Source organism: Prosthecobacter sp. (assembly GCF_044232965.1).
GTDB lineage: Bacteria > Verrucomicrobiota > Verrucomicrobiia > Verrucomicrobiales > Verrucomicrobiaceae > Prosthecobacter.
Map to the genome: position 1 here is coordinate 116539 of NZ_JBIIKX010000001.1, position 25344 is coordinate 141882.

The window sequence follows — 25344 nt, forward strand, 5'->3', positions numbered from 1 at the left end:
AGCAGCTGCGTTGCAAAGAGAACGTGCCGCTCTTAAATAGCCCGGCATCCTCGTGAACACTCTTTCTCCTTCCTCGTTCGGCTCTCCCAAAGTCTCCGTCTTCAGCGGCAACGCCAGCTACGACGATGCTCCAGCGCTTCAGCGGCAAATCGAGGCCGCCCTCGCCGCGCTGGAGCTTTCCGGTGATTTCATTAAGCCGGGCGATCGCGTCGTTCTCAAGCCGAACTGGGTCAAAGAACACAACGCCAGCAAACCCGAGGATGAAAACGGCTGGCTCACCATCATCACACATCCCGCCGTCGTGCGCGCCGTCGCCCGCTGGGCCGCAGGCAAGCTCCAAGGTCGTGGCTCCGTCACGCTGTGCGACGCGCCGCAGAGTGATTCATCTTTTGCCACGATCCGCCGTCTTCATCGCCTCGACGATCTCATCACCAATCTCACGCAAGAGTTCCCCGGCATCGCGTTCCTGCTCTTCGACATGCGTTGCGAGGAGTGGACCATCGACGACGGCGTCACCATCGCCAAACGCGAGCTTCCCAGTGACCCCTCCGGCGCGGTGGACATCCATCTCGATGAAGACAGCGAATTCCTCGGCCATCCCGGCCTCGGCAAGCTTTACGGAGCCAGCTACGACTTCGCTACGACGAACCGCCAGCACACCGATCCGCATCACGAATACCGCATCTGCCGCACGCCGATGAATGCCGATGTGCTCATCAACATTCCCAAGCTCAAGACGCACAAAAAAGTCGGCATCACCGTCGCACTGAAAAATCTCGTCGGTACCACGCCGCGCACCAACTGGCTGCCACGTCACACCGAAGGCACACCTGCCGAGGGCGGCGACCAGTTTGCCGAATCCTCCGCCAAACGCGCCCTCGAAGGCACGCTCATGCGCACCGCCAAGAAAATCCTCTTTGGCCGTTTCTTTCTCTCCAAACTCTTCGTCCCGCTCAAAAAACTCGGCCGCGTCATTTTTGGCGACACCAAGGAAGTCGTCCGCTCCGGCAACTGGCACGGCAACAACACCGCCTGGCGCATGATCCTCGATCTGCACAAATGCTTCTTCTACTTCGACGGCACTGGCAGACGCCGTGAGAAGCCGCTGCGCTACCTCACCATCGTCGATGGCATCATCGGCGGCGATGGCGACGGCCCCATGTCCTGCGATCCCGTCGAAAGCGGCGTCATCCTCGCCGGCACGCATCCCGTTGCCGTCGATTGCGTCAGCGCCCAACTCATGGGCCTCAATTGGAAAAAAACCCGCCTCCTCAACGACGCCTTCGCCATCCAGCGCCTCCCCATCACCGGCTTCGCTCCCGCCGACATCACCGTCGCCTCCAACAAGCCCGAATGGACGGGCCCCTTCGAACAAATGCGCAACTGCTACGAATTCCGCTGCCACTTCGGCTGGGCCGGGCATCTGGAAAGTGACGAGCGGCTGGCGAAGATGTCTGCTGCAAGCCGCTGAGGTAGCTCACAGCCCCTTCACCTGACTGCCCTCGACGACGATCTGCTTCGTCTCGGGGCCTTGTTTGACGAGATCGCGCCGCTTGCCACCACGGGTCTCGGTGAAGGTGTTGTCGCGGATGGTGATGGATTCGGTGCCGCCCTGGATGTCGATGACGGCACCGCCTTCGGGGGCGTTGTCGATGAAGGTGTTGTGCTCGATGCGGTTGCGGTGGCCGGCGAAGTCGGGGCCGCGTTCGGGGCGGAAGAGGACGCCGTTGAGCTTGCTGTCGCGGATGGTGTTGCCGGTGATGAGGTTGTCGGTGTCGCGATGGCCGATGGAGATGCCGACGCGGTTCCCTTCGATCGTGTTTTGCTCGGCGAGGCCGTATTTGACGCCCCAGCAGAAGAAGATGCCGATGTCGTTGCCACGCAGGGTGTTATTGCGGATGACGGGCCGCTGTGAGCCGCTGCCGGGATGCAGGCCGAGGTTCTTGTTGTTCTCGCTGACGCAGTTTTCGACGATGACGTCGTGGCAGATCTGCCAGGAGATGCCGTCGCCGTGGTTGTTGCGGGCGGTGACGCCGCGCATGTGGATGCGGTTGCAGTCCTGGAGGAAGATGCAGCCGGCGTAGTTGCCATCGAGCTCAGCGTTGTGCTCGCGGTTGCCGTCGAGCACGAGGTTTTCGATGCGCAGGTCGTTCACGAACTCGCCGCTGAGCAGCGGGAAGAGCGTGGCGCAGGTGGCGTCGTTCATCTGCCACAAATTCTCGCGCAGGGGCTTGTCGAGCTTGAAGCGGCTGCCGCTGCGGGCGGTGAGCGTGCGCTTGAGCACGGTCTGGCGGCCGGTTTTGGCATCCTTCGCCCGCAGGCACACGCCATCGCCCACGCGGAAGCCGGTGGCGTTGAGCAGAGTGATCTCCTGGTCATACCAGTCGCTGTCGAGCTTCAGTGGCGTGGTGGTGGAGGGCTCTTTGATGAGCAGCGTCTTGTCGCCCTCGCCGATGAGGTGGACGCCGCTTTGCAGATACACGGCGTTTCGCAGCCGGTAGGTGCCCGCCTTGATGCGCACCGTGCCGCCGCCCAGCCTCGCCACATGATCCACCGCCGCCTGGATGGCCCGCTGGTCGCTCCCGACGATGTCCGCGTCCTTCGTGCCGACGGTGATGGTCAACGTCTCCTCCCACGTCGGCTGCACCGCCGTGTCTCCGCTGGTTTGTCGCGGCACCGTGACCGCAGGCCGCTCCGCGGCGAAAAGCGAGGACGTGAGCGCGAGGAGGAGCAGCGTGGGTTTCATGCAGGGACTACGGCGCTCGCTACTTCGTTCTGCCAATTCCACATGGAACGTGATCAATGCTAGAATGCTAGGGACCGACAATTTGGCCTTTGAGAAGGGATCCGGACTCGAAATCGAGAACAAATGATGAGTCCAAGGGGGCATTCGACCCAAGCCATACGCGCCCCTTGAGTTTGCCATCCTTCAATTCATCGAACACGACTTCATCGAATGAAATCCTCGGGCTGCGCCAGATGATCGTTGCATGGTTAAAACGGGCTACTCGAAGACTGTCTGTAAGCGCGAAATCACCGCTCACGTCAACGATCCAGGCGACGTTTGCCCCCATGCTTTGAGGCAATTCTGATTCCACCACTCGATGAAGCTCGGATTGATTGATTCGTAAGTCGGGTCGCTGGGAGAGGATGATCTCCAGCAATCGGCGGGCATTATCCCCATCGATAACAGTTTGCGATACTGCCAAATCATATCCTTCAGCCCATCGCCCTTCGTTCAACTCTTGATCGACAAGCCGTTGAATCTTCTGTGGAAACTTGATCCCAAAGATTTGTTCCAATTGGATGTCGATGATCTCTTTGTCTGTCACGACGTTCGTGCAAGCAGGTTAAACTCACCTCCCCAGCCGCTCCAACACATTCTTCGTGATGCGCACCACATGCGCGTCGTTCCCTTGCAGCCCATGCGACCAATCGGTGGTGGCGGCGGTGAAGACGGTGCCGTTGATGGTGTAGAGGCCGAGGCAGGCAGCGCCGGTGCGGCCGATCTCCCATTTCTCATACCACTCGACGTCATCCGGGTGCCAGCGCACGGGGCAGGTGCCGAGGACTTCGAAGGTCTTCGGCGTGCCGTCTTTGTGCGTGGCGAAGGGCAGGCCGTCGCGCCACTCGAGCTCGCAGCCGTCGCACTCGTAGCCGACGATGGTGTCCTTGCCGCCAAAGCGGTCGCCGCGCTTCAGGCCGGTGCCTTCGTAGATCCAGTGGTCGGGGCGGTGCACGATGTAGCTGGCCTCCGCGTCCATGAACTGGCCGTGGCTGCGCATGTAGCCGCCCCAGAGGAAGCCGACGCCGGTGAGCTGGTTTTCCGGCCGCTGCAGCAGGTGATGACTCCACGCGGTGCTGAGCGTCTTGAACTGACGCGTCTGGAAAACGGGATCGAGGTGGTAGTTCTGCTTGAAGCAGGTGAAGGCGCGGCCTTCCGCCTCGCTGCGCACCTGCCAGCAGCAGGTGTTGCCGCTGAAGAAGGCCACGTTGCCGCCTTTGGCGATCCAGGTCTCCAGGTTGTCGCGCATCGGCGTGCTCCAATACTCGTCGTGACCGACACTGAGCACGAGTTTGTAGCTGGCGAGCATCTCGGGGCGGAATTCGAGGTCGTCATTCGCGGCGAACTCAAGCGGGTAGCCGTTTTGCTCCGCCCACACGACGAACGGCAGCTCCCAGCGGCCGAATTGCGACGGGCCGGGCCGCTCAAAGCTCACGCGGCTGCCCTGGTTCTTCGAGAGGCTGTTGTAGGCATACACGGAGAAGCCGCCCCAGTTGTTGTAGGCGTTGTAGGTGTTCGAGCAGAGCTGCAAAAGGATCTTCGAGGTGCTGCCGGGCTTGGCTTGTCGCACAATGAACCACGCGCTGCTGCTGGCCGTGCGTGCGCCGCGATGCGTCCACTTCCCGCCAGCATCCGCCGCGCGAAACGTGACCTCGTAGTAGCCGCTCTTCCAATCTGCACCGACGGGCACGCGCACGCTCTCCGGCCAGCGACAACCATTCGCACTGGCATCCTCCGGCACCGGATGCGCCGCGCCGGGCACGTCGGCCTTCTTCCACATGACTTCGCGTTTCGCGCCGAGTCGCGTGACCTCGATCTCAAACTTCGCCGCCGTGGTGCTGACGTGGATCGGGATCTCCTCGCCCTGCGCCACGCTACGCTGCCCGGCGTAGCCTTCGATGAAAAGCGGGACGGGATCGGCGGCGTGAAGCGATGAGACAGCGAGGAGGAGGGCGAGAGTGCGGCGCATTGGAGGGCTACGCGATGGAGATGCGGACGCTTTCAGCGGTCAAGAGGTCAAGTCGTCGTCAAGGCGGTCAAGAAAGCACCTGCTTGACCCCACTTGACTCTTTGACGGCGAAGCCTTGACTCGCCTGCTCGATCACTGCTCCGTCTCCGCCAGCTTCGCCGCCTCACGCTTCAAGATACGGCCCACGCGATGCTTGGCGAGATAGACCTGCGCGGCGTTGACGCCGAGTTCCTTTTTCACGCGTTCAGGGCTCCAGCCTTTGATGACATAGCAGGAGAAAATCTGGAACTGGCGCGGCGAGACGAGCGCGCGCACGCGGCGCAACGCTATGTCCATCACCTTGTCCTGCCATTCCTTCTCCCAGAGTTTTTCGAGAGCAACACCGTTCGGATCAGCGCAGCGGTCGATGGGCGCGGTGCGACGTTCGTCGGTCTCGTCGGCGTAGAGGTTGGCTTCGCGGCTCTGCTGCTTCTTGCGGCGGCGGAACTGGTCGAGGATGCGCCAACGGGCCTGGTTGAGGAGGAAGGATTTGAAGGAGCCGAGGCTGGTGTCGAATTTCTTCTTTTGCAGGTTCTTGGCGACCCCAATGAAGGTTTCCTGCACCACATCACTGGCCTCATCGTCACTCAGGCCGGTCTTGCGGGCGACGTGGAAGACGAAACCGGAGTAGGTGCGGTAGAACTCATCCCAACTCGCCCAGTCATCCCAATTGTCGAGTTTCTCGATGAGAGTCTTCCGGGTCGGCGGGGATCCAGAGGTCTCCTTGAGGAGTTCTTCAGTTTCAGCGACTTTGGGCAGGTCGGACATGGGGTGGGGATAGTAATGGTGAGTCTGCGGCAGGCAACGATGTTTTGTCGATTCCAAAGATAGACAAGTGTGTGGGGTCTCGTATTGCACAGCCCCCCAAAACCAACCTCCGGCCAACCACCCCAATGCCGGTGTCCACACGCATGCCAAAATTTTGCCGTTCCCTTAAATTAGCCCCCGTCGCCCTGGCGTTGGTGGCTTTGGGAATGAGCGCCTGTTCGAGCGCCACCTATAAAAAATGGGCGGACAACGAGGTCTTCGGTCTCCTGCGGAAGAAGGCCAGCAAGGTGCCGAACTCCGGTCAGTCGCTTCTGGACATTACCCCGCCGCAGCCGGTGAAAATGGAGGAGTTGCGCAAAAGCACGGGCAAGGCCGACTTTCTGGGGGACCGGGCATTTGTTGAAGAAAATGCCCGTGTCGTGGACCTGGCGGAGGCTTTGAATTTCGCGGTGCATCGGAACCGCAATTACCTCCTGCAAAAGGAGCTTGTTTACCAGGCCGCGCTGGATCTGACGCTCACCCGGCAGCAGTACACGCCGATTTTCACAGGCGGCGGCTCCTCCACGCTGAACAGCAGCAAGGTTCAGAGTGGCGTGAACAACCTGGTGCGCTCCTCCACACTCGCCACGAGCGCGGACGTGGGCTTTTCCACGCTCACGCGCACGGGGGCGCGGTTGGCGACGAATCTGACCACGGACTTTCTGCGTTTCATCACTGGCGGGCGTGATGCGGGGACCAGCCAGCTAGGCTTCGCGCTCACCCAGCCCTTGCTCAGCGGTGCAGGCTATCTGGCGGCTTCCGAAACGCTCACCCAGGGCGAGCGCACAGTCCTCTACGCCATTCGCAACTTCACCCAGTACCGCAAGACCTTTGCCGTCGAGGTGGCCACGCAGTATTTCCGGGCGATCCAGGCCCGCGAGACCGCGCGCAACGCCCATCTGGCCTACATCGCCTTCAACAAGACGGTGGAGCGTGAGACGGCGATGGCGGAGGCCAATTTGCGCAGCAAGTCCTCGCTGGGTCGTTTGCTCCAGTCACAGATCACTTTCCAACGCAGTTGGCTCAATGCGTTGCGCAGCTATGAGCAGGCGCTCGATGATTTGAAAATCCAGCTCGGGCTGCCGGTGAAGGAAAGGATCGTGCTCGACTACAAGGACATGGACGAATTGGAGATCCTCAATCCCAAGGGAACGCTGGAGGAGGCCGTCGATACGGGGCTCACGGGCCGCATGGACCTGTGGAACACACGAGATCGTGTCGAGGATGCCAGCCGCCGTGTGCTCATCTCCAAACAGGCCACGCTGCCTTCGGTCAACTCGCTCATAAACTACAACATCCTCGACAATCCAGACCGGACGGACTTTTCCCTCATCTCGCGCAACCGCAGCACGAGCCTCGGTCTTGATCTGGATCTCAATCTCAACCAGAAGCCTGAGCGCAATTCGCTGCGCGTCGCGCAGATTGCCGAGCAGCGCGCCCGGCGTGAGCTCGAACTGGCGGAGGAGAATGTGCGTCGTGATGTGCGTGCCGGCTGGCGTGATCTCGAAGTGGCCCGCAAGCAGTATGAGCTGGCCCTTCGCGGCCTGGAGATCAGCACCTCGCGTCTGGAGATCGAGGAGGCCTTTAATGCTGAGGGGCAGGGGACCGCGATCGATCTCGTCGATGCTCAGCGTGACATGAACACCACGCGCGACCTTGTCATTTCAACCCGTATCAACCACACGCTCGTTAGACTGCAGCTCTGGCGTGACATGGGCGTCCTGTTTATCGAGAAAGACGGACGCTGGGTGGACGTATTAAAGGAGGAAAAGCCGAAGGGACAATGAAGAAGGGAAAGACCATCAAGGGGCTTGTCGCCGCAGCAACCATCGCCGCACTGAGTGCCGCAGGCTGGTGGCTCATGTCACGCGGCGGAAGCGAGGTTGAGCAGGTGCCCACTTTTGTCGTGCAGCGCGGCCCGCTGGAAATCAACGTGCTTCAGGGCGGGGAAATCCGCGCCCTGCAAAACACCGAGGTGAAGAGTGAGATCGAAGTGCCGACCAAAATCCTCAGCCTCATTCCAGAAGGTTATCTGATCACGGAAGAAGACGTGAAAGAGGGCAAGGTGCTCATCGAGTTGGACAGCACCGACCTCAAGACCCGCATTCAGAATCACGAGATCGAGTTTCAGACCACCGTCTCCGCCTACATTGATGCGGACGAGAACCGCGAGATTCAGAAGAGTGAAAACCAGAGCTTTGTGCGCGACACGAAACAGGCTGGCATCTTTGCCCTGATGGACTTTGAAAAGTATCTTGGCCGTGATGTCACGGCCGCGATTCTGAGCACCGCCGGTTTGCCGAAGGATGTGGCGGCGTTTGAAAAATACGCCGACGTGCTCGAAACGCAGGCCAACACCCCTGTGGCCGCAGACACGGCCAAAACAAAGCCTGCCGACGCTTCCAAGCCCAAGGCAACGTCAAAGGGCGTCGCCACCACGCCTTCGGAACGGATCGACTTCACTCCTTTTCTTGAGCAGAAGGCCGACAGCGATGGTGAGGCGCAGCAGAAGCTGCGTCAGCTTGAGGATGAACTGCTCCTGCGCCGTTCCGAGCTCGCCGTGGCCACGCAGAAGGCGGAGGCGTCCAAGCGTCTTGCGGATCGCAAATTCATCGCTGCTGCTCAGCTCGAAAATGACCAGGTGACTTTGGAAAAGGTGGAGCTTGCCGTGAAGACGGCCGAGACGCAGTTGGCCCTCTTCAAGAAATATGAGTTCAGCAAGCAGTGTTCGACGCTTGTGGCCGGCTACCGGGAGGCGTTGAACAAGCTGCAGCGGACCATTCGCTCCAATCGTTCTCGCATGGCACAGGCCGAGACACGTTTCGTCACAGCCAAACGTCGTCATGAGATGGAGCTGACCCAGCGTGAAGATTTGGAGCGCCAGCTCAAGGCCTGTGTCATCAAGGCCACCGTGCTTGGACTCGTGGCCTACGGGGATCTGAACGCAGGCTCCAATTACAATTACAACTACCCCATTGAGGAGGGAGCCACGGTGCGTCTGCGCCAGACGATGCTTACCATCCCGGACATGAGCCAGATGGGCGTGAAGGTGAATGTCCATGAGTCCCAGATCAAAAAGGTACGCATCGGCCAGCCGGTGAAAGTGCGTGTCGATGCCGAGCCTGGTAAGGAGCTCGATGGTCGCGTCGCCGAACTTGCCATCCTGCCGGACTCCAACAGTAGTCGCTACACGCCGAACTTGAAGGTCTATCCCTGCACCATTCACATCAATGGCTACCACCCGTGGATGAAGCCTGGCATGAACGCCAAGGTCGAGATCATCGTCGATCAGCTCGCCGATGTGCTCTATGTACCGGTGCAATCAGTCGAGGTGGACCAGGATCATCACTTCTGCTACATCAACAACGGCGGGGCGCTGGAGCGCCGTGAGATCAACACCGGTCTTTTCAACGATGAGTTCATTGAGGTGCGTGATGGATTGAAGGGCGGCGAGGCCGTGGCGCTGGCGCTGCCGAAGAAATCCGAGATTGAAATGAACGGCCCGGACCGTCCGAAGCAGGAAGCCGCGCCCGTTGCTAAGCCGAAACCGACAAAGCCCAAAGACAAGGACATCGCCGCTGCTCAGCCATGATCTCGGCGGACGATCCCATCATCAAGCTGGTGGACATTCGCAAGAGCTACCAGATGGGCGACATGACCCAGCATGTGCTCCAGGGGGTGTCGCTCTCTATCTATCCCGGTGAGTACGTTTGCATCATGGGGCCCTCCGGCTGCGGCAAATCCACCCTGCTGAACGTCCTCGGCTGCCTCGACCAGCCCACCACGGGTGATTATTTCATCGGCGGACAGAATGTGGCGCATCTGGAGGACGATGATTTGTCTGCGGCACGCAACCGCAACCTCGGCTTCATCTTCCAGAGCTACAACCTCATCCAGCAGCTCAGCGTCATCGAAAACATCGCCGTGCCGATGTACTATGGGGGTGCCAAAGACTCCGACATGATTGAAAACGGCATCCGGCTCGCTACCCAGGTTGGACTGGAGCATCGCCTGTACCACAAGCCCAACGAGCTTTCCGGCGGCCAGCAGCAGCGTGTGGCCATTGCCCGGGCCTTGTCCAACAATCCGCTCGTCATCCTCGCGGATGAGGCCACCGGCAACCTCGACTCCAAGTCGGGCAAGGAAATCCTCGATCTCTTTGATGATCTCAATCAGCAGGGCAAGACCTTGATCTTCGTCACCCACGACGAGCGCATGGTCGAGCGCTGCACCCGCATCATCCGCCTGCGGGACGGCGTCATCGAGGAAGACCAGGCAGGCGCGAAGGCAGACCGCCTGCGTGGCAAGGTCATCGGCGAGCATTACGGCCTAGCGGCCTAGCTTTACGCGCCGCGCAGTTTGGACACGTCGTAGAGGCTGAGCATGGACGCGAGCACCTCGTCGCGTTTGCCTTCCTTGAGCATGTCAAAGGTGACGTGCTTGCCTGGCAGCAGCTTGAAGTGGCCGGAGCGTGTGCGGCGGAGGGCGCTCAAATGTGCGCCGCAGCCGAGCTTCTGGCCGATGTCATGCGCGTAGGTGCGCACATAGAAGCCTTTGCTGCACACGATGCGGAAGTCGATCTGTGGCGGCTCAAAACGCGTGATCTCGTAGTCATACACGCGCACGAAGCGCGGCTCACGCACCACCTCCTGGCCTTTGCGGGCCAGTTTGTAGAGCGGCACGCCGCCGATCTTGATGGCGGAGACCATCGGCGGGATTTGATAGAAATCCCCCTTGAAGGCATCGAAGGCGGCGGTGACCTGCTCCATCGTCAGCTCAGGAACGGGCTTTTGCTCCAGGATTTCTCCCTCGGCATCCTGAGTGCTCGTGGTGGCACCGAGAGTCATCGTGCCGACGTATTCCTTGTCCTCGGACATGAGCAGATCTGAGAGGCGCGTGCCGTTGCCGAGCACGAGAATGAGCATGCCGGTGGCCATGGGGTCCAGCGTGCCGCAGTGGCCGATCTTTTTCATGTTCAGGCAGCGACGTGCCACCGCCACCACATCGTGGGAGGTCATGTCCGGTCCTTTGTCCACCAGCAGGACGCCGCTAATCAATTCTTCTGACTTCATGTTCGAGTACTTGCAAAAATTTCTCCGCTGCTTCGCCGATCGGACCGCGCATCCGCGCGCCTGAGGCCATGCGATGACCACCACCACCAAACTGCGCACAGACCGCCGAAACATCGAGCCGCGCGTCCTTGGACCGTGCGCTGATGCGCACCTTGCCGTCGGCCACGTCTTCAAAAATGACACAACTGACCACGGAGTCGATCATGCGCAGGGTGTCGATAAGTCCTTCCGTGTCGCCCGGCTGCATGCCGATGTCGTCCATGAGCTTCTGCGTAAGCTGCCAGCTTGCGATGCGGCCATCTGCACGGAATTGCATCTCGTTCAGCATGGCTCGCATGAGATCCAGACGGCGCAGCGGGCAGGACTGATAAACGAGCGTCGCGAGACGCGCGGTGTCGAGCCCTGCCTCGATCATTTCAGCGGCAATCCGATGCGTGCGGGCATTCGTGCTGGAGAACTGGAAGGAGCCGGTGTCCGTCGAGATAGCGATGAACAGATTCTGCCTCACGGCGTCGTTGATGGGCAGCCCATGCTCGCTGAGCAGATTGTAAATGATCTGGCCTGTGGCGGGTGACGCGGCGTCGATGAGATTGAGCGCACCGTAGCCTGGATTCGTGGGGTGATGGTCGATGTTCACCAGCATCGGCGCAGGATCGAGCAACGCCTTGCAGCGCTCGCCAATGCGCTCGTGCGTGGCGGTGTCGAGCGCGATGGCGAGATCGACATTCAGGGGCTCAGACCCAGGTTGAACGACGGTGTTTGTGCCGGGAAGAAAGGCCAGATTCTCCGGCACGCCGTCCTCTAGCAAAGCGATGACTTCCTTGCCCATGGCCCGCAGGCTCAGCGCCAGCCCCAGGACCGAGCCGACCGCGTCTCCATCCGGGCGCACATGAGCCACCACGGCGATCCGCCGGGCGGATCGCATGGCGGCGACGATTTCAGAGGTGGAGCTGCTGGCTGGCATGGCGGGGGTGTTCACAAAGCACGACGATCCTCACACGCAAGAAGAAGATGCATGCCAATGTGCTTGCACCACCAAGATTCACACCCACTTTGGCGGCCCTTTAAACTCGAACACCCACGATCATGGCCGACATCCAAACCAGCGCAGCAGACAAGAAGGAAAAGGAATTCTTCACCCACATCCCCCAGGAAGCCCCAGGCTTCTTCCTCAAGGGCTGCCACCAATACGACTGGGGCCTCAAAAACCGCCTCAGCAAGGTCTTCAACCCCAAGGACGGCCGAACCGTCATGCTCGCCTTTGACCATGGCTACTTCCAAGGCCCGACCACCGGCTTGGAGCGCGTGGATCAGACGATCCTGCCTCTCGCCCCGTATGCCGACTGCCTCATGCTCACCCGTGGCATTCAGCGCTCCGTCATTCCTGCTTCCACGACCAAAGCCATCGCGCTGCGCGCCTCCGGCGGCACCTCGATGATCAGCCCCATGGAAGAATGGGAAGGCGAGATCGACGGCAAGAAGGCCAAGTTCGGCCGCCCCGGTTTTGAACCGCTCTCCAACGAAAGCACCGCGCTCAACATTGAGGAAGCCATCCGCCTCAATGCCTCCGTGCTGGCCGTGCAGGTCTTCATCGGCAGCGCTTACGAGCGCCAGTCTTTGAAAAACCTCACTGACCTCGTCGATGCGGCCAGCCGCTACGGCATCGCCGTCATGGGCGTGACCGCCGTGGGCCGTGCGATGGCCCGCACGCCGCAGTATTTCCGTTTGGCGACCCGCATCATGGCGGAACTCGGCGCGAACGTGGTGAAGTGCTACTACACCGACACGGAGTTCGACACCGTGACCTCATGCTGCCCGGTGCCGATCGTCATCGCCGGCGGCAAGAAGCTGCCAGAACTCGACGCGCTCCAGATGTGCGCCAACGCCATCGCGCAAGGTGCGAGCGGCGTCGATATGGGCCGCAACATCTTCCAGAGCGACGCACCGGTCGCGATGATGCAAGCTGTGCAAGGCGTCGTCCACGGCGGCCTCACCGCCGAGCAAGGCTTCGCGAAATACAACGACCTGAAGGCTTCCGGCGTGAAGTAATTCGGGTTCGTCCTCAACTCATTCGAAACTCCGACTGTCGCAAGGCGGTCGGAGTTTTTTGTTCAACGCGAATGGAACCGGAATGCCCGCAAATTCAGGCATTCGTGTTCATTCGCAGCCATTCATAAACATTCGCGTTTGTCATTCAACAGGTGCCGTCTAAAAGCACCGCACTCGATGAAAAATCCCGTCACCTTCCTGCGCTCCGTCGCTCTGCTTGAAGCCATCTCCTATTTGGTGCTTCTATTCATCGCCATGCCACTCAAATATGCGCTGGGCATGCCGCTGGCGGTCAAAATCGTCGGTTCGGTGCATGGCGGCCTGTTTGTCGTGTTCTGCTTCGCGCTATGGCGCGTGCTAATGCAGACGAACTGGCCCTTCAGCCGTGCGATGCTCGTGTTCATCGCCTCCATCGTGCCCTTCGTGCCGTTCTTCATCGACCGCCGCATGCGTGCGTGGGCGGCGGAATCCCATCAGACTCCGGCGTGAAGAAAGTCGTCATCCATTCCGACGGTGGCTGCCACGGCAACCCCGGTCCCGGTGGCTGGGCCGTCGTGCTGGCCTACGGCAAGCATGTGCGCGAACTCAAGGGTGGCGTTCCTGCCACCACCAACAACCGCATGGAGTTGCAGGCCGCCATCGAGGCTCTACGCATCCTCAAAGAGCCCTGCGAGATCGACTTCCACACCGACTCGCAATACGTCCGCCAGGGCATCAGCCAATGGATCGCCGGTTGGAAACGCAACGGCTGGCGCACCAGCGCGAAACAGCCCGTCAAAAACGCCGACCTCTGGCGCGAACTCGACGCCGTCACCGCCCACCACAAAATCCACTGGCACTGGGTCAAAGGCCACGCCGGTCACACCGACAACGAACGCTGCGACGAACTCGCCAACGAAGCCATCGCCGCCGTCAAAGCCAGCCACACGCCGCAGCAACTCGCCGCGCTGCTGGAGGAGTTCAAAGCCGAAGCCGCAACACAATCGTAGTTGCCTTTGTCCGTGGAATGTCGCTGCTTTGGAGAAATATGAATTGGCTGAACATCCTCTCGCCATCGAAGCTTCCCTGCGACCATGCTGCTCTTGAGCGTTTGGAGAAGCGAATCTCACGCAGGCTTCCATCAGAGTATCGCGAGTTTCTGATTTCTTTGAATGGAGGAACGGTCTTTGTGGATCATGAGCTGAAAACTCAGCTCTATGGAGAGACGTACGAGCTTGCCGTCGCGTGCATTTTTCCGCTGACAGATTGGGGCGTGGTTGACACCCAGGAACGATGGCTGCTGAACGGCTGTGGATCAGTTTGCGCGCTTCCTATTGCCGATGACGGAGGGACAGGTTTTTACTTTTTGCTAGTGGACGATGAGCACCGGGGTCAAATCTACTTCGCATACAAGGACGAGTTTTTCTCAACCCCACCTTCAGATTGGCCCCCTGTTGCAGACAAATTGCCCTCGTGCCTGGGATTTGTAGCCAAGGATTTCGCCAAATTTGGCGAGCTAATGGGACAGAAATGACCTGTTTATGCAGCTCATGCTCACAGCATTGTCCGAAACTCCGCTTCGGTAACGATCTTCACGCCAAGCTTCGTGGCTTTGTCGAGTTTGCTGCCGGCGTCTTCGCCTGCGAGCAGGTACGTCGTTTTGCCGCTGACGCTGCCGCTGACTTTGCCGCCGTTGGCGCGGATGGTGTCGGCGATGGTTTCGCGGTCTTCGCTCAGGGTGCCGGTGATGACCCAGGTGGTGCCGTTGAGCTTGTCAGAGGCGGCGGTGACGGTTCGTTGCGCGAAGTTGAGTCCTGCTGAGCGCAGGCGATCTAGCAGGGTGATGTTGTTCTCGTCGCGGAACCAGGCGTGAATGCTCGGGGCGACGATGGCGCCGATGTCGGGGCATTGCGTGAGGTCTTCGATGCTGGCGGCGGCAATGGCGTCAATGCTGCCGAAGTGTTCCAGCAGCTTGCGCGCACCGCCCGCGCCGACGTGGAGGATGCCAAGGCCGAAGACGAGCCGCCATGGGTCCTGCTGCTTGCTGGATTCGATGGCCTTGAGATAGTTGTCGATGCTCTTGGTGCCGACGCGTTCCAATCGAGCCAGCAATAGTTCGTTGAGCGCGTAAAGATCGGCCACATCGCGAACGAGCTTCAACTCGACGAGTTGGGCGATGACGGATTCGCCGAGACCGCTGATGTCCATCGCGGCGCGGCTGACGAAGTGCTCGATGCGGCGCTTCACAACTTCCGGGCAGTGCGGATTCGGGCAGCGGATGACGACCTGCTCCTCATCGCGATGCACGCCGGTGCCGCAGACGGGGCAGTGCGTGGGCGCATGCACATGCTTCTCATGGCCATTGCGATGCTCTTTCTTCACCGTGACGACGGCGGGAATGATCTCGCCGGCTTTTTCGATTACCACGATGTCGCCGACGCGGATGTCTTTGCGCTCGATCTCCTCATAGTTGTGCAGCGTGGCGTTGCTGACGGTGCTGCCGCTGATCAAAACGGGTTCCAAACGAGCGACAGGCGTCAACGCACCCGTGCGACCGACTTGGTTGTCGATGGCGAGGAGTTTCGTCTCCGCCTGCTCCGGCTGGTATTTGTAGGCGATGGCCCAGCGCGGCGCTTTGCTCGTCACGCCGAGTTCACGTTGATCAGCAAAGCTGTTTACTTTGATCACCGCTCCATCCGTTTCGTAAGGCAGTGATTTGCGTTTCTCATCGAGTTCGCGAATGGCTTTGAGCAAACCCTCGGCGCTGTCGGCATGCCAGATGAGATCGGCTTTGCGCAATCCGGCGGCATCGAGCAACGCGTACACCTCGGTCTGCGATTGCACGTTGCTGGCTTCAGCGAGTCCGTAGAAGACGATGTCGAGCGGACGTTTGGCGACGGTCTTGGGATCGAGCAGCTTCAAGGTGCCTGCGGTGGAGTTGCGCGGATTGGCGAAACGCGGCTCACCGGCTTCATCGCGTTCTTCATTCAGCTTCGCAAAGCCTGCCTTCGACATGAACACCTCGCCACGCACTTCAAAGGTCTGCGGACCGTCCTTGGGCAGCCGCAACGGCAGCCGCTTGATGGTTTTGAGGTTGTTGGTGACGTCGTCGCCAGTTTGACCGTCGCCACGCGTCGCGCCGTGCTTCAAGACACCGTTTTCGTAACGGATCGTGATGGCGACGCCATCGACCTTGGGTTCGATGACGCAGTCGATCTTCTCGCGGCCCAAGCCTTTCTGCACCCGGGCGAAGAAGGCGGTGAGTTCTTCCTCGGAGTAAGTGTTGTCGAGGCTCATCATGCGCACGCTGTGCGTGATCTGCGTAAAGCCTTCGAGTGGAGCGCCGCCAACACGCTGCGTGGGTGAATCAGGCGTGAGGAGATCTGGAAACTTCGCCTCGATGTCCTGCAACTCGCGCAGCAGCACGTCGAACTGCTGATCGCTGATTTCAGGACGCGCTTCGACGTAGTAGAGGCGGTTGTGGCGGTGCAGTTCGTCGCTGAGAAAGGCGGCGCGGGCGGCGGCTTCGGCGTGGGTCATGGTTTGGAGGTGAATAGCCGCAAAGAGGCGCAAGGAAACGCAAAAAAGAGGCTTTGGCGGAGACCTGTATTGTAGTTCCGCCTTCAGGCGGCTCTGGGGAACCGGCTAAAGCCGGGACTACAGTGCGGGATCATTCCTTCATCGCCACCCAGGGTGTGTCGCGCATGAGGTATTTCATGAGGAAAGAGGCGGCGAGCATGAGGACGGCCTCGATGGCGAGGTAGAGGCCGAAATGGCCGAGGTGCCACATCCAACTGGCGAGTCCGCCAACAATGCCGGCGGCGACCATGGCCCCGGCCATCATGAGGCAGCCTGCGGCGGTGTTTTTGACATCTTCGGACGGTTTGGAGAGCGGCAGCCACTGACCGAGCAGGCCGGTGACGAGTGAGAAGGTGGGCAAAAACAGCAGCGCGGGCAGGCTGAGCGCCAGCGGGGTGAATGAACGCTGAATGCCGCACAGGAGGGCGGTTTGCACGATCAAGACGGGGAAGCTGAGGCAGGCGAGCACGGCCTTGCGCGAGCCGTGAAACAGCGGCGTCCAATGCGGCAGTGGCGCGACGTGGAAGAACGCGGAGGCGCGCCAGTGCTCGGAGCAGCCAAGAAAGAGCAGGGCCTGCATGGAAACCATGCCGAGGAAGCAGGTGGCGAAGCCTTGCATCATGATGGCGGCCTCGGTGCCGCCTTTGCCCGTGCCACCTGAAAATAGCATGACCAGCGGCATGATGAGCAGCGGAGCGACGCCTGGGTAAAGTCGCATTTTGATTTCACGATCACGCACGAGGTAGGCGGTGGTGAGCTTGAAGGACTCGCGCTCCACCGGATCTCGCAGCCACCAGCTCAGCGGCGGTAGTTTGACCAGCGCGGCAAGCCAGCGGCCGCGCGGCTTGCTGCTGCCCTTGGCGGTGCCTTCGGACTCGTTGAGATTCATGAGGCCCTGGCCGTAGGCGTGGCCGAGTTTTTCGAGGGCGAGCCAGCTTGTGACGGCGGTGACGATCACAGCGAGCGCGGCTGGCAGCCAGAGCGAGGTGGGATTCAAGGTGGTGCCGGCGATCAGGGCGTCGAGCGCGCCGAACCACATCGGCGGTAGTGCCAGCAGCCAGCCGCTGACGTTTTCGAGATGCTGAAAAGTGTCGAGCTTCAGCATGCGCGGCATGATCTGGCCGCTGAGGATCATGACGATGGTGAGGAGCGACTGGACGGAGGCGAGGAGGTTGTCGAAGCGTTCGCGACCGAACCATTTGAGGCAGGCATTGTAAACGAGCACGATGCTGGCGGCGGAGAACAGCATGAGCAGCGCCGTGGAAAACAGATGAGCGGGGATGAAGCGCCACGTTGCACCCTTGCAGCCCAGTCCGGCGGCGAATCCGGCGAGATTGAGCGCCAAGGCGAGCATTAGCGCGAATCCAGCGAGCACGGCGCACTTCGCGCGAAGCATCTGCTGCGGGGTGACGGGGCGGTGCAGCAGGATTTCCGCCTCCTCCTTCATGAAGAGCATCGTGCCCGCGCTGGAGGCGAGGGTGAGCGAGGCAAACATGAAGGTGAAGCCGTGCAGGGCGCTGGCGAAGACAAAGGTGTCCGCGTTTCGCGCAAACATGGCTGGAAGGATGCCCACTCCCGCATAAATGAGCATGGTGAAGCCCAGGCCGATCTGGCGCTTGGTTTTGTTCGATCCGGCCTGCTGGGCGGCGCGACCGCGAAACAGCAGCTTCCAGAACAGGCTGCGCAGAACCTTCGCTGGTGATGGAGCAGCAGTGCTCATGACAGCATGTTTTTGGCGAAGGACTCGGCACGGGCTTCGAGACCGCTGAGGCCGGTCAGGCGGGTGAAAAGCTGCTCCAGCGTGTCGGCCCCGTGCTGGCGCTGAAGTTCCTGCGGCGTGCCTTCCGCGATCAGTTGGCCCTGCGCCATGATGGCGACGCGGTTGCACACGCGTTCGACGACATCGAGCACATGGGAACTGTACACGATCGTCTTGCCCTCGCGGGCGAGGGTTTCGAGCAGCGCCTTGAAGCCGACGGCGGCGTTGGCGTCGAGACCGTCGAGCGGTTCATCCAGCAGCACGACCTTGGGATTGTGCAGCAAAGCGGCGGTGATGACGACCTTGCGCCGCATGCCTTTGGAATAAGCGCCAAGGAGCTTCGAGGTGAGCGTTTGCTCATCCAGCTCGAAGAAATCGAGGAACTGGCGGATGCGGGGCCGCGCCTCGTCCTCGTGGATGCCGTAGAGAGCACCGATCATAAGGAGAAATTCGAGTCCGGTGAGGGATTCATAGACCGCGCCTGAATCCGGCACGAAACCGAGCAGTCGTTTCGCCTCCGTGGGGTGGGTGACGACGTTCACACCGCAGATCAGGGCCGCACCTTCATCCGGCTGGAGCATGCCGGTGACCATTTTGAGCGTGGTGGTCTTCCCAGCGCCGTTGGGCCCCAAAAGACCGACGATCATCCCCGGCGGGACTTCCAGCGTGAGGTGATCGACGGCGGTTTGAGCGCCGAAGCGCTTCGTAAGGCCCTGGATGGAGATCATGGGGCCGGATCATCCGCCGGAGCCGGAGCGGCGCAAGAAGTGGCTGTGGAGCATGAATTTTAATAGATATTAACTAAAACCTTGCTGGTGATGGTAAATTAGTTATACTGAATATAATTTCAGTAACAATATGTCCCGTTTTCCCTCTCAACCGCTCGGCCGTCTGCGCCTTGCCGTGCTGCTGGTGCTTCTGCTTCTGGGGGCCAAACATGCTTCGAAGGCGCAGCAGCCAAGTGTGGCACCCACACTTCCGCCTCCGCCTCCGTCTCCGTCCGGGCAGGCCAATGCAGGCGTCTATGTGCCTGTCGGGGAAGGGGCCACGATCAAGGTCAATTTCCCCAGTTCTCCGATCCAGGCGATCATCCCGTTTTACACCCAGCTCACCGGCAAAAAGCTCATTTTGGATTCCGCGTTGCAGGGGGAGCAGCTCCGCATCATCTCCCCGCAGAATCTCACGAAGAGAGACGCCATCGCCTTCATCGAGGCCACGCTGTTGCTCAACGGCTATGCCATCATTCATGTGGATGCCACCACGGCGAAGCTGATCAACCACGCAGGCGGCAAAAGCCCCACCGCCGACGGTTTGAAGGTGTACAATTCCCTGCACGACCTGCCGGAGAGCGAGGAAATCTGCCACTATGTACTGCCCTTGCAGCACATCTCCGCCGATGATGCCTCAAAGGCATTCCAGCAGGTGATCAAACTGCACCCGTATGGCGCGATGACGCCGATCTCGAATGACTCGGCCCTCATCATCACCGAAAACAGCGCCACCATCCGCAGCATCTGCGAGATCGCCCAGATCGTCGATGTGCCGCCCGCCGAGATCGCCAATGAGATGATCAAACTGGAGCGCTCCGACGTGGAACTCGTGGCCGAGATCGTGAGCGAGATCTTCGAGCAGGAGGAAAAGGCGCAGACCGGCTCCACGCCGGCTCCCGTGGTCGCCGTGGCGAATCCTGCGTCTCGCCCGGGCTCGGTGCCCGTGCCGGTCGTGAATCCGGCGGGCAGCACAAACACCTCCGCCACCAATCCCGCCGCCTCGAAGGTCAAAATCTTCCCCTACCGCCGCACCAACGAGCTTCTCGTCATTGGTCGTCCGGTGGACATCACTTACATCAAGGGGCTGGTCGAGAAGCTCGACAAGCAGGATGACGGCACCAACTTTCTCAAACGCCGTCTCAAGTGGATGGATGTGCAGGACTTCCTGCCCGTGGCCTACAACGCGCTGGCGAAGGACACCGACATTCAGAGCAACGACGGCGGCGCTTCTTCAGGCGGTGGAAGCAGCGGCGGCAGCGCTCGCCGCAGCGGCGGTGCCAACTCGAACTCGCCCTCCACCGAGGCGCGTAATGCTGGCAACAGCAATTCGTCCTTCGGAGCGAACAACAACAACAACTTCGGTGGCAGCAGTGGCATGAGTACCGGCTCCAACGCCAGCCGCAGCGTGCTCGACGCGCCCGAGGAAGTCGGAGCGCCTGAGTCCATGATCGTCGGCAAGACGCTGCTCATCGCCGATCCGCAGTCGAACAGCCTCGTCGTGTCGGGTTCGCCCGAGCACATCACCCGCATCGACCAGCTCCTGAAGGAGATGGATGTGAAGCCGCAGCAGGTGTACATCTCCGCCATCATCGGCCAGCTCACCCTGGGCAAGGACTACAATGTGGGCTTCGACTTCCTGAAGATGCTGGATGATTTCAGCGTCAACCAGACCACGCCCGGAGCCACGACTTCGACGGCGGCTGGCACGCTGCAATTTCCGGTGAACATGAACAACTTCTCGGTCAACCAGCTCAACTTCTACGGCACCATCGGCTCCCTGAGCAACTACATCAAGCTGGCCGACGGCAAGCGCGACTTCAAGGTGCTGGCCACGCCCAGCGTGTACGCCAAGAACGCCGCCAAGTCCGTCATCTCCTCAGGCCAGCGCATCGCCGTGCCCGCGCAGATTCTTTCCAATGGCGGCTTCACCGCCGGGGTCGCCAGCACCAGTGTCAGTGTCGAATACCGCGATGTGTTGCTCAAGCTCGAGGTCGTGCCGCTCATCAACTCCGATGACGAGGTCACGCTCAGGATCGCGCAGATCAACGACAACATCGTCGGCACCCAGGTCATTTCCGGCAACACCGTGCCCACCATCGGCACACAGGAGCTGGTGACCGAGGTGGCCGTGAGAAACGGCGCCACCGTCGTCCTCGGCGGCCTCATCACCGAGCGTGTGACGAACGGCGAGCGCGGAGCCATTTTCCTGCGACGCATTCCGATCATCAAGCACCTCTTTGGCACCACCAGCAAGGAGGCCATCCGCGAGGAACTGCTCATCTTTATCCAGCCGCACATCATCAGCTCCACCGACCCGGACGACAGTCCCAACCGCATTGAGGCCGGACGTTCCAACATCTACCGGGAGTCGGTGGATTTTGGCAATCCGCCGCTGGAGGACATCCCCCGGGCGTTGCCTGCCAAGTAAAATCACAGCAGCGCCTCATGGGCGCGGCCGTCCTTGGCCTCGCAGTAGAGAATGAAGGACTGGTTCGCCACGGAGTAGCCGCCGGGAGTGGGGTAGTCACCACTGAAGTACCAGTCGCCGTATTCGGCACCGAGGGCCTGGTGGAGGCCTGGGATGGTCTGGTAGATGACTTCAACAGAGCCATGCCAGGGAGTGTCCTCGGGGCTGATCATCTGGGCGATCTTGGCGGAGATCTCGTCGTCGGTGAAGGGGGCGTAGATGGCCTTCACCGCATTGCGCATCTCCTCCTTGGGCTTCCGCATCTCGGCTTTGCAGGCGTTGTAGGTATCCCTTACGATGTGAGACAGGCCGCGCTCACGCAGCAGCCCCACGGCGGCCTGGAAGGCGATGAACTTGCCCAGCTCGGCCATGTCGATGCCGTAGCAGTCCGGGTAGCGGATCTGCGGCGCGGTGGAGCAGACGATGATGCGGCGCGGATTGGTGCGGGCGAGGATGCGCAGCAGGCTTTTCTTCAACGTGGTGCCGCGCACGATGGAATCATCAATGACAACAAGGTTGTCCTTCGACGTGACGACGCCGTAGGTAATGTCGTAGCTGCCGGAGACGAGCGCGTCACGCCCGGTTTCCTGGGCGATGAAGGTGCGCATCTTGATGTCCTTGAGGGCGATTTTCTCGGCCCGCGGCCAGTTGCGCAGGACGAGGTCGTCGAGCTTGGCCTCATCGAATTCGCCACGCTTGAGCATGTCCATGAGCGCCTCTTTGACGACGCCACGGCGGCTTTTGCGCAGGCCGTCGAGGAAGCCGAAGTAGGCGGTCTCGGCGGTGTTCGGGATGAAGCTGAGCACGGTGTGCTCGAAGTCGTTCTCGATGGCCTTCACGACCTGGGGCACGAGCTGCTCGCCGAGCGCCTTGCGCTGGCGGTAGATGTCGGAGTCGTTGCCTCGGGAGAAATAGATGCACTCAAAGGAGCAGGGCTTGAACTCGCGCGGCTCGGTGAACTTTTGAATGCTCATGCCGCCGTCGGCCTTGATCACGGCGACGTGTGCGGGCGGCAGTTCCTGGATTTCCTCCTCGCTCACGCCGAAGACGGACATGAGCGCGACACGTTCGGAGGCGATGGTGAAAATCTCATCGTTCTCGTAGTAGTAGCACGGGCGGATGCCGCTGGGGTCGCGCATGGCGAAGAGATCGCCGTTGCCGATGACGCCAACGATGGCGTAGCCGCCGTCCCAGCGTTTGGCGGAATCTTGGATCACGGCGTTCACATCCAGTTTCTCACTGATGTGCTGGGGGATGTCCGTGCCTGGCATCCCAGAGTCGCGCAGTTGGTGGTAAAGTTTCGTGTGCGCCTCGTCGAGCTGGAAGCCGATCTCCTCCAGCACGCTCTGCGTGTCCGTGCCGAAGACAGGGTGCTGCCCCCGCTGCATCATGATCTGGTTGAGCTCGCGGGTGTTGGTGAGGTTGAAATTGCCCATCACCATCAGCGTGCGCGTGGGCCAGGTGGTGCGCCGCATGTAGGGGTGCAGGGCTCCCTTGCCGAAGTCGCCGCTGGTGCCGTAGCGCAGGTGGCCGATGTAAATCTCCCCGGCCATCTCAAACTCGCGTTTGATGGCCTCCGGGTCCTCCTCGAAGGGCACGAACTCCTTGCCCTCCTGGTCGCGCTCGTCCTTGCGCTGCTTGTCGATGCGGCGTGCGATGCGCTTCATGTCCTTGCGCATTTCCTCAAAAGCCTGGCCGATGCGCTCCACGCTCTCCGTGCTGCGCTCGCGGAACATATAAGGCAGGCCGGGCGGCATGCCGAGCTTGCTACAGCCGATGCCGAAGCCGTCCTGGCCGCGGTTGCGCTGCTTGGTCATGAGCGCCTGCAGGGCGTCGAGGCCGTACAAGGCGTTGCCGTATTTTTGATAGAAGTATCCAAGCGGCTTTTTCAGCCGCACCACTGCTATGCCGCACTCGTGTCCGATTGGGTCGCTCATCAGGAAGGAGCGCCCATCTTTGGCAGGCGCAGGAAGGAGTGCAACCGGTGGAATGAGTTTCTCAATGCTGGCTTCGCTGCCACCACCCGAGCGCAAATCCTATTCCGGCTCCAAAACCGAGTCCGTGGAACAATCCCCAGCCCAGTTTGGCCACGATGGCGACCTGCGGCTTCGTCCAGCCCTCGATGCCCGATCCCAGAACGCCGTACATCCACTTGCCACCGATGAAATAGCCCGCCGTGTGCAGCGCAAACAGCACCAGCGCCGCGATCCAGAAGCCGGACGGCCTTTTCAGCGAGTTCCAGCACATGAACGAGAAAAACAACGTACCCGCCGCCGCGCCGACCCACTCCCCAGGCCGGCCTTTGATGACAAACCACGCCAGGCTCCACAACAGCGCGTAGCCAAAGAACGCGGGCAAAAACATGCGGTAAAAGCGCCCGAGCCGGTGTTCTCCCTGCAACAGTCCGCACAACGCCAGACCGGCCCCGCCGAGATAAACCAGCGCGATCAGCGCATACATGCCGATCTCGCTGCCTGCGAGGCGCGGCATGAAGGCCCAGATCGAATAAGCGGCGACGCTCACGACGCCAAAGCCAAGGCCGCCGTGAAGGGTGGAACGGAGAAGGGAAGTCATCGTGATCCTTTCAACGTCGCATCTCCGACTGATCTGCCAGTCACTGCAAGACTTCAAACGCCTCCGCGTTCAAGGCGGGCCATGACTCGTTTTTTTGCTCTATTCCTGCTGCTGAGTGGCTTTGCCGTCGCTCAATCGAAGCCTGACGTGCTTTTCATCGCGGTCGATGATCTGAACGACTGGACGAGCTACCTCGGCGGCCATCCGCAGACGAAAACGCCTAACATCGACCGTCTCGTGGCACGCGGCACCGCGTTCACGAACTCGCACTGCGCCGCGCCCGCCTGCAATCCATCACGCGCCGCTTTGATGAGTGGTTTACGCCCTTGGCAGACCGGCATTTACACGAATGGCGACCCGGCGCAGGGCGTGCTCAAGGATGTGAGCACGATCAACCGCCACTTCCTCGCCAACGGCTACCACACCCTCGGCGGCGGCAAGATTTACCACAACTTCAACGCCGAGGGCCGTCAGGACTCGTGGACGGAATGGGCTGGGCTGTTTCCTTCGATCAAAGAGCACGAGGAAAACCTGAACGGCCTCAACCGTGGTCACTTCGACTGGGGTCCGGTCGATGCCAAGACCGCTGACATGGGCGACCACAAGCTGACCGACTGGGCCATCAATCATCTCAAGACCGCGCCTGCTGACAAGCCGCTGTTCCTGGCCGTTGGTTATGTGAAGCCGCATCTGCCCTGGTATGTGCCGCAGGAGTATTACGACCGCTTCCCACTGGCCGACATCAAGCTGCCCGTGACCAAGGAAAATGATCTCGCTGACGTGCCGACGCAGGGCGTGAAAATGGCCGGGCCTGAGGGCGATCACGCCGCCGTGCTCAAAGGCGACCAGTGGAAGAAAGCGGTGCAGGCCTACCTCGCCACCATCTCTTTCCTGGATGATCAAGTCGGTCGCCTGCTCGACGGGCTCGACCAAAGTCCGCGCAAGGACAAGACCATCATCGTCTGGTGGACGGACCACGGCTGGCATCTCGGTGAGAAGGAGCACTGGCGCAAATTTGCCCTGTGGGAGGAAGCCACACGCACCAGCATGGCGATTGTGGCCCCCGGCGTGTCAAAGCCCGGCAGTAAGACGGACGCGCCAATCGATTACACCAACATCTACCCGACCCTCTGCGAACTCACCGGCCTGCCGGTGCCGGAGCATGTCAAAGGCGCAAGTTTGATGCCGCTGCTCAAAGATCCCGCCGCCAAATGGGATGGCGTGGCCGTCTGCACGCATGGCAAAGGCAACCACGCCGTGCGCGACGCCCAGTGGCGCTACATTCGCTATGCCGATGGCACGGAAGAACTCTACGATCACAGCAAAGACCCGTGTGAGTGGACCAACCTCGCCGCTGAAGTCGGCATGAGCGACATCAAGACGAAACTCGCCGCCGCATTGCCCCAGGATGAGGTCAAACCCACTTCCGGCGCCGAGAAGAAGAAAGAGAAAGGCGAGGGCAAAGGGAAGAAGAAAAAGAAGGCGGAGTGATCCG

21 protein-coding genes are annotated in these 25344 nt (G+C 60.7%); 10 read left to right on the top strand and 11 right to left on the bottom strand.

All coding sequences use genetic code 11. The annotated features are described in order from the left end of the window. Positions 1–52: 52 nt before the first annotated feature. Positions 53–1471 carry a DUF362 domain-containing protein gene (locus ACILSI_RS00505; RefSeq protein WP_395719868.1) on the top strand — a complete coding sequence of 473 codons (1419 nt, stop codon included), beginning with the start codon at positions 53–55 and terminating at the stop codon, positions 1469–1471. 6 nt (positions 1472–1477) lie between these two features. Here the strand turns inward: ACILSI_RS00505 and ACILSI_RS00510 are convergent, their stop codons facing one another. The 4 genes from ACILSI_RS00510 to ACILSI_RS00525 form a co-directional block, all read right to left on the bottom strand. Beyond that, positions 1478–2746 (bottom strand): right-handed parallel beta-helix repeat-containing protein, encoded by a 1269-nt coding sequence (locus ACILSI_RS00510; RefSeq protein WP_395719869.1) that lies wholly within the window; start codon positions 2744–2746, stop codon positions 1478–1480. Positions 2747–2813: 67 nt separating this feature from the next. Next, positions 2814–3332, bottom strand: coding sequence for a hypothetical protein (locus ACILSI_RS00515; protein WP_395719870.1), 519 nt, complete (start codon positions 3330–3332; stop codon positions 2814–2816). 24 nt (positions 3333–3356) lie between these two features. Beyond that, positions 3357–4754 (bottom strand): N,N-dimethylformamidase beta subunit family domain-containing protein, encoded by a 1398-nt coding sequence (locus ACILSI_RS00520; protein ID WP_395719871.1) that lies wholly within the window; start codon positions 4752–4754, stop codon positions 3357–3359. Between the two features lie 132 nt (positions 4755–4886). Next, positions 4887–5561: a sigma-70 family RNA polymerase sigma factor gene (locus ACILSI_RS00525; protein ID WP_395719872.1), complete on the bottom strand. Its 675-nt coding sequence runs from the start codon at positions 5559–5561 to the stop codon at positions 4887–4889. A gap of 206 nt (positions 5562–5767) precedes the next feature. Between ACILSI_RS00525 and ACILSI_RS00530 the strand changes: the two genes are divergently transcribed. The 3 genes from ACILSI_RS00530 to ACILSI_RS00540 are packed head-to-tail and all read left to right on the top strand — an operon-like array spanning position 5768 to position 9941. Further along, the gene (locus ACILSI_RS00530; RefSeq protein ID WP_395719873.1) at positions 5768–7387 is read left to right on the top strand and encodes a TolC family protein; all 1620 of its coding nucleotides are present in this window, start codon (positions 5768–5770) and stop codon (positions 7385–7387) included. After that, on the top strand, positions 7384–9192 hold the full coding sequence (locus ACILSI_RS00535) for an efflux RND transporter periplasmic adaptor subunit (RefSeq protein ID WP_395719874.1): 1809 nt from the start codon (positions 7384–7386) through the stop codon (positions 9190–9192). The genes ACILSI_RS00530 and ACILSI_RS00535 overlap by 4 nt, the downstream gene beginning before the upstream one ends. Next, positions 9189–9941 carry an ABC transporter ATP-binding protein gene (locus tag ACILSI_RS00540; RefSeq protein WP_395719875.1) on the top strand — a complete coding sequence of 251 codons (753 nt, stop codon included), beginning with the start codon at positions 9189–9191 and terminating at the stop codon, positions 9939–9941. The genes ACILSI_RS00535 and ACILSI_RS00540 overlap by 4 nt, the downstream gene beginning before the upstream one ends. Positions 9942–9943: 2 nt before the next feature. On the opposite strand, the gene truB is transcribed toward ACILSI_RS00540, so the two are convergent. Beyond that, entirely contained in the window at positions 9944–10672 is a 729-nt protein-coding gene (truB, locus tag ACILSI_RS00545) for a tRNA pseudouridine(55) synthase TruB (protein WP_395719876.1), read from the bottom strand. Further along, on the bottom strand, positions 10650–11651 hold the full coding sequence (locus ACILSI_RS00550; protein WP_395719877.1) for a bifunctional oligoribonuclease/PAP phosphatase NrnA: 1002 nt from the start codon (positions 11649–11651) through the stop codon (positions 10650–10652). The genes truB and ACILSI_RS00550 overlap by 23 nt, the downstream gene beginning before the upstream one ends. 107 nt (positions 11652–11758) lie before the next feature. Here ACILSI_RS00550 and ACILSI_RS00555 point away from each other — a divergent pair, with 107 nt between their 5' ends. From ACILSI_RS00555 to ACILSI_RS00570, 4 genes are all read left to right on the top strand, one after another. Further along, positions 11759–12721, top strand: coding sequence for a 3-hydroxy-5-phosphonooxypentane-2,4-dione thiolase (locus tag ACILSI_RS00555; RefSeq protein ID WP_395719878.1), 963 nt, complete (start codon positions 11759–11761; stop codon positions 12719–12721). 177 nt (positions 12722–12898) lie between these two features. After that, the gene (locus tag ACILSI_RS00560; protein WP_395719879.1) at positions 12899–13210 is read left to right on the top strand and encodes a DUF3817 domain-containing protein; all 312 of its coding nucleotides are present in this window, start codon (positions 12899–12901) and stop codon (positions 13208–13210) included. Then, on the top strand, positions 13207–13710 hold the full coding sequence (rnhA, locus tag ACILSI_RS00565; RefSeq protein ID WP_395719880.1) for a ribonuclease HI: 504 nt from the start codon (positions 13207–13209) through the stop codon (positions 13708–13710). Before ACILSI_RS00560 ends, rnhA begins: the two co-directional genes overlap by 4 nt. 38 nt (positions 13711–13748) lie before the next feature. Beyond that, positions 13749–14234 (top strand): SMI1/KNR4 family protein, encoded by a 486-nt coding sequence (locus ACILSI_RS00570; protein ID WP_395719881.1) that lies wholly within the window; start codon positions 13749–13751, stop codon positions 14232–14234. A gap of 20 nt (positions 14235–14254) precedes the next feature. Here the strand turns inward: ACILSI_RS00570 and ligA are convergent, their stop codons facing one another. From ligA to ACILSI_RS00585, 3 genes are all read right to left on the bottom strand, one after another. Continuing rightward, entirely contained in the window at positions 14255–16240 is a 1986-nt protein-coding gene (gene ligA / locus ACILSI_RS00575; RefSeq protein WP_395719882.1) for an NAD-dependent DNA ligase LigA, read from the bottom strand. Positions 16241–16370: 130 nt separating this feature from the next. Next, positions 16371–17999: a hypothetical protein gene (locus tag ACILSI_RS00580; RefSeq protein ID WP_395719883.1), complete on the bottom strand. Its 1629-nt coding sequence runs from the start codon at positions 17997–17999 to the stop codon at positions 16371–16373. Continuing rightward, on the bottom strand, positions 17996–18766 hold the full coding sequence (locus ACILSI_RS00585; RefSeq protein ID WP_395719884.1) for an ABC transporter ATP-binding protein: 771 nt from the start codon (positions 18764–18766) through the stop codon (positions 17996–17998). Before ACILSI_RS00585 ends, ACILSI_RS00580 begins: the two co-directional genes overlap by 4 nt. A gap of 130 nt (positions 18767–18896) precedes the next feature. Here ACILSI_RS00585 and ACILSI_RS00590 point away from each other — a divergent pair, with 130 nt between their 5' ends. Continuing rightward, the gene (locus ACILSI_RS00590; RefSeq protein ID WP_395719885.1) at positions 18897–21236 is read left to right on the top strand and encodes a secretin N-terminal domain-containing protein; all 2340 of its coding nucleotides are present in this window, start codon (positions 18897–18899) and stop codon (positions 21234–21236) included. A 2-nt stretch (positions 21237–21238) separates the two neighbouring features. Here the strand turns inward: ACILSI_RS00590 and ACILSI_RS00595 are convergent, their stop codons facing one another. Beyond that, complete coding sequence (locus ACILSI_RS00595; protein WP_395719886.1) at positions 21239–23212, bottom strand: amidophosphoribosyltransferase; 1974 nt, start codon at positions 23210–23212, stop codon at positions 21239–21241. A gap of 61 nt (positions 23213–23273) precedes the next feature. Further along, a complete protein-coding gene (locus ACILSI_RS00600; protein ID WP_395719887.1) occupies positions 23274–23849 on the bottom strand; it encodes a hypothetical protein in 576 nt (191 codons plus the stop codon). Between the two features lie 81 nt (positions 23850–23930). Here ACILSI_RS00600 and ACILSI_RS00605 point away from each other — a divergent pair, with 81 nt between their 5' ends. Then, positions 23931–25340 (top strand): sulfatase, encoded by a 1410-nt coding sequence (locus tag ACILSI_RS00605; RefSeq protein WP_395719888.1) that lies wholly within the window; start codon positions 23931–23933, stop codon positions 25338–25340. Positions 25341–25344: the final 4 nt, after the last annotated feature.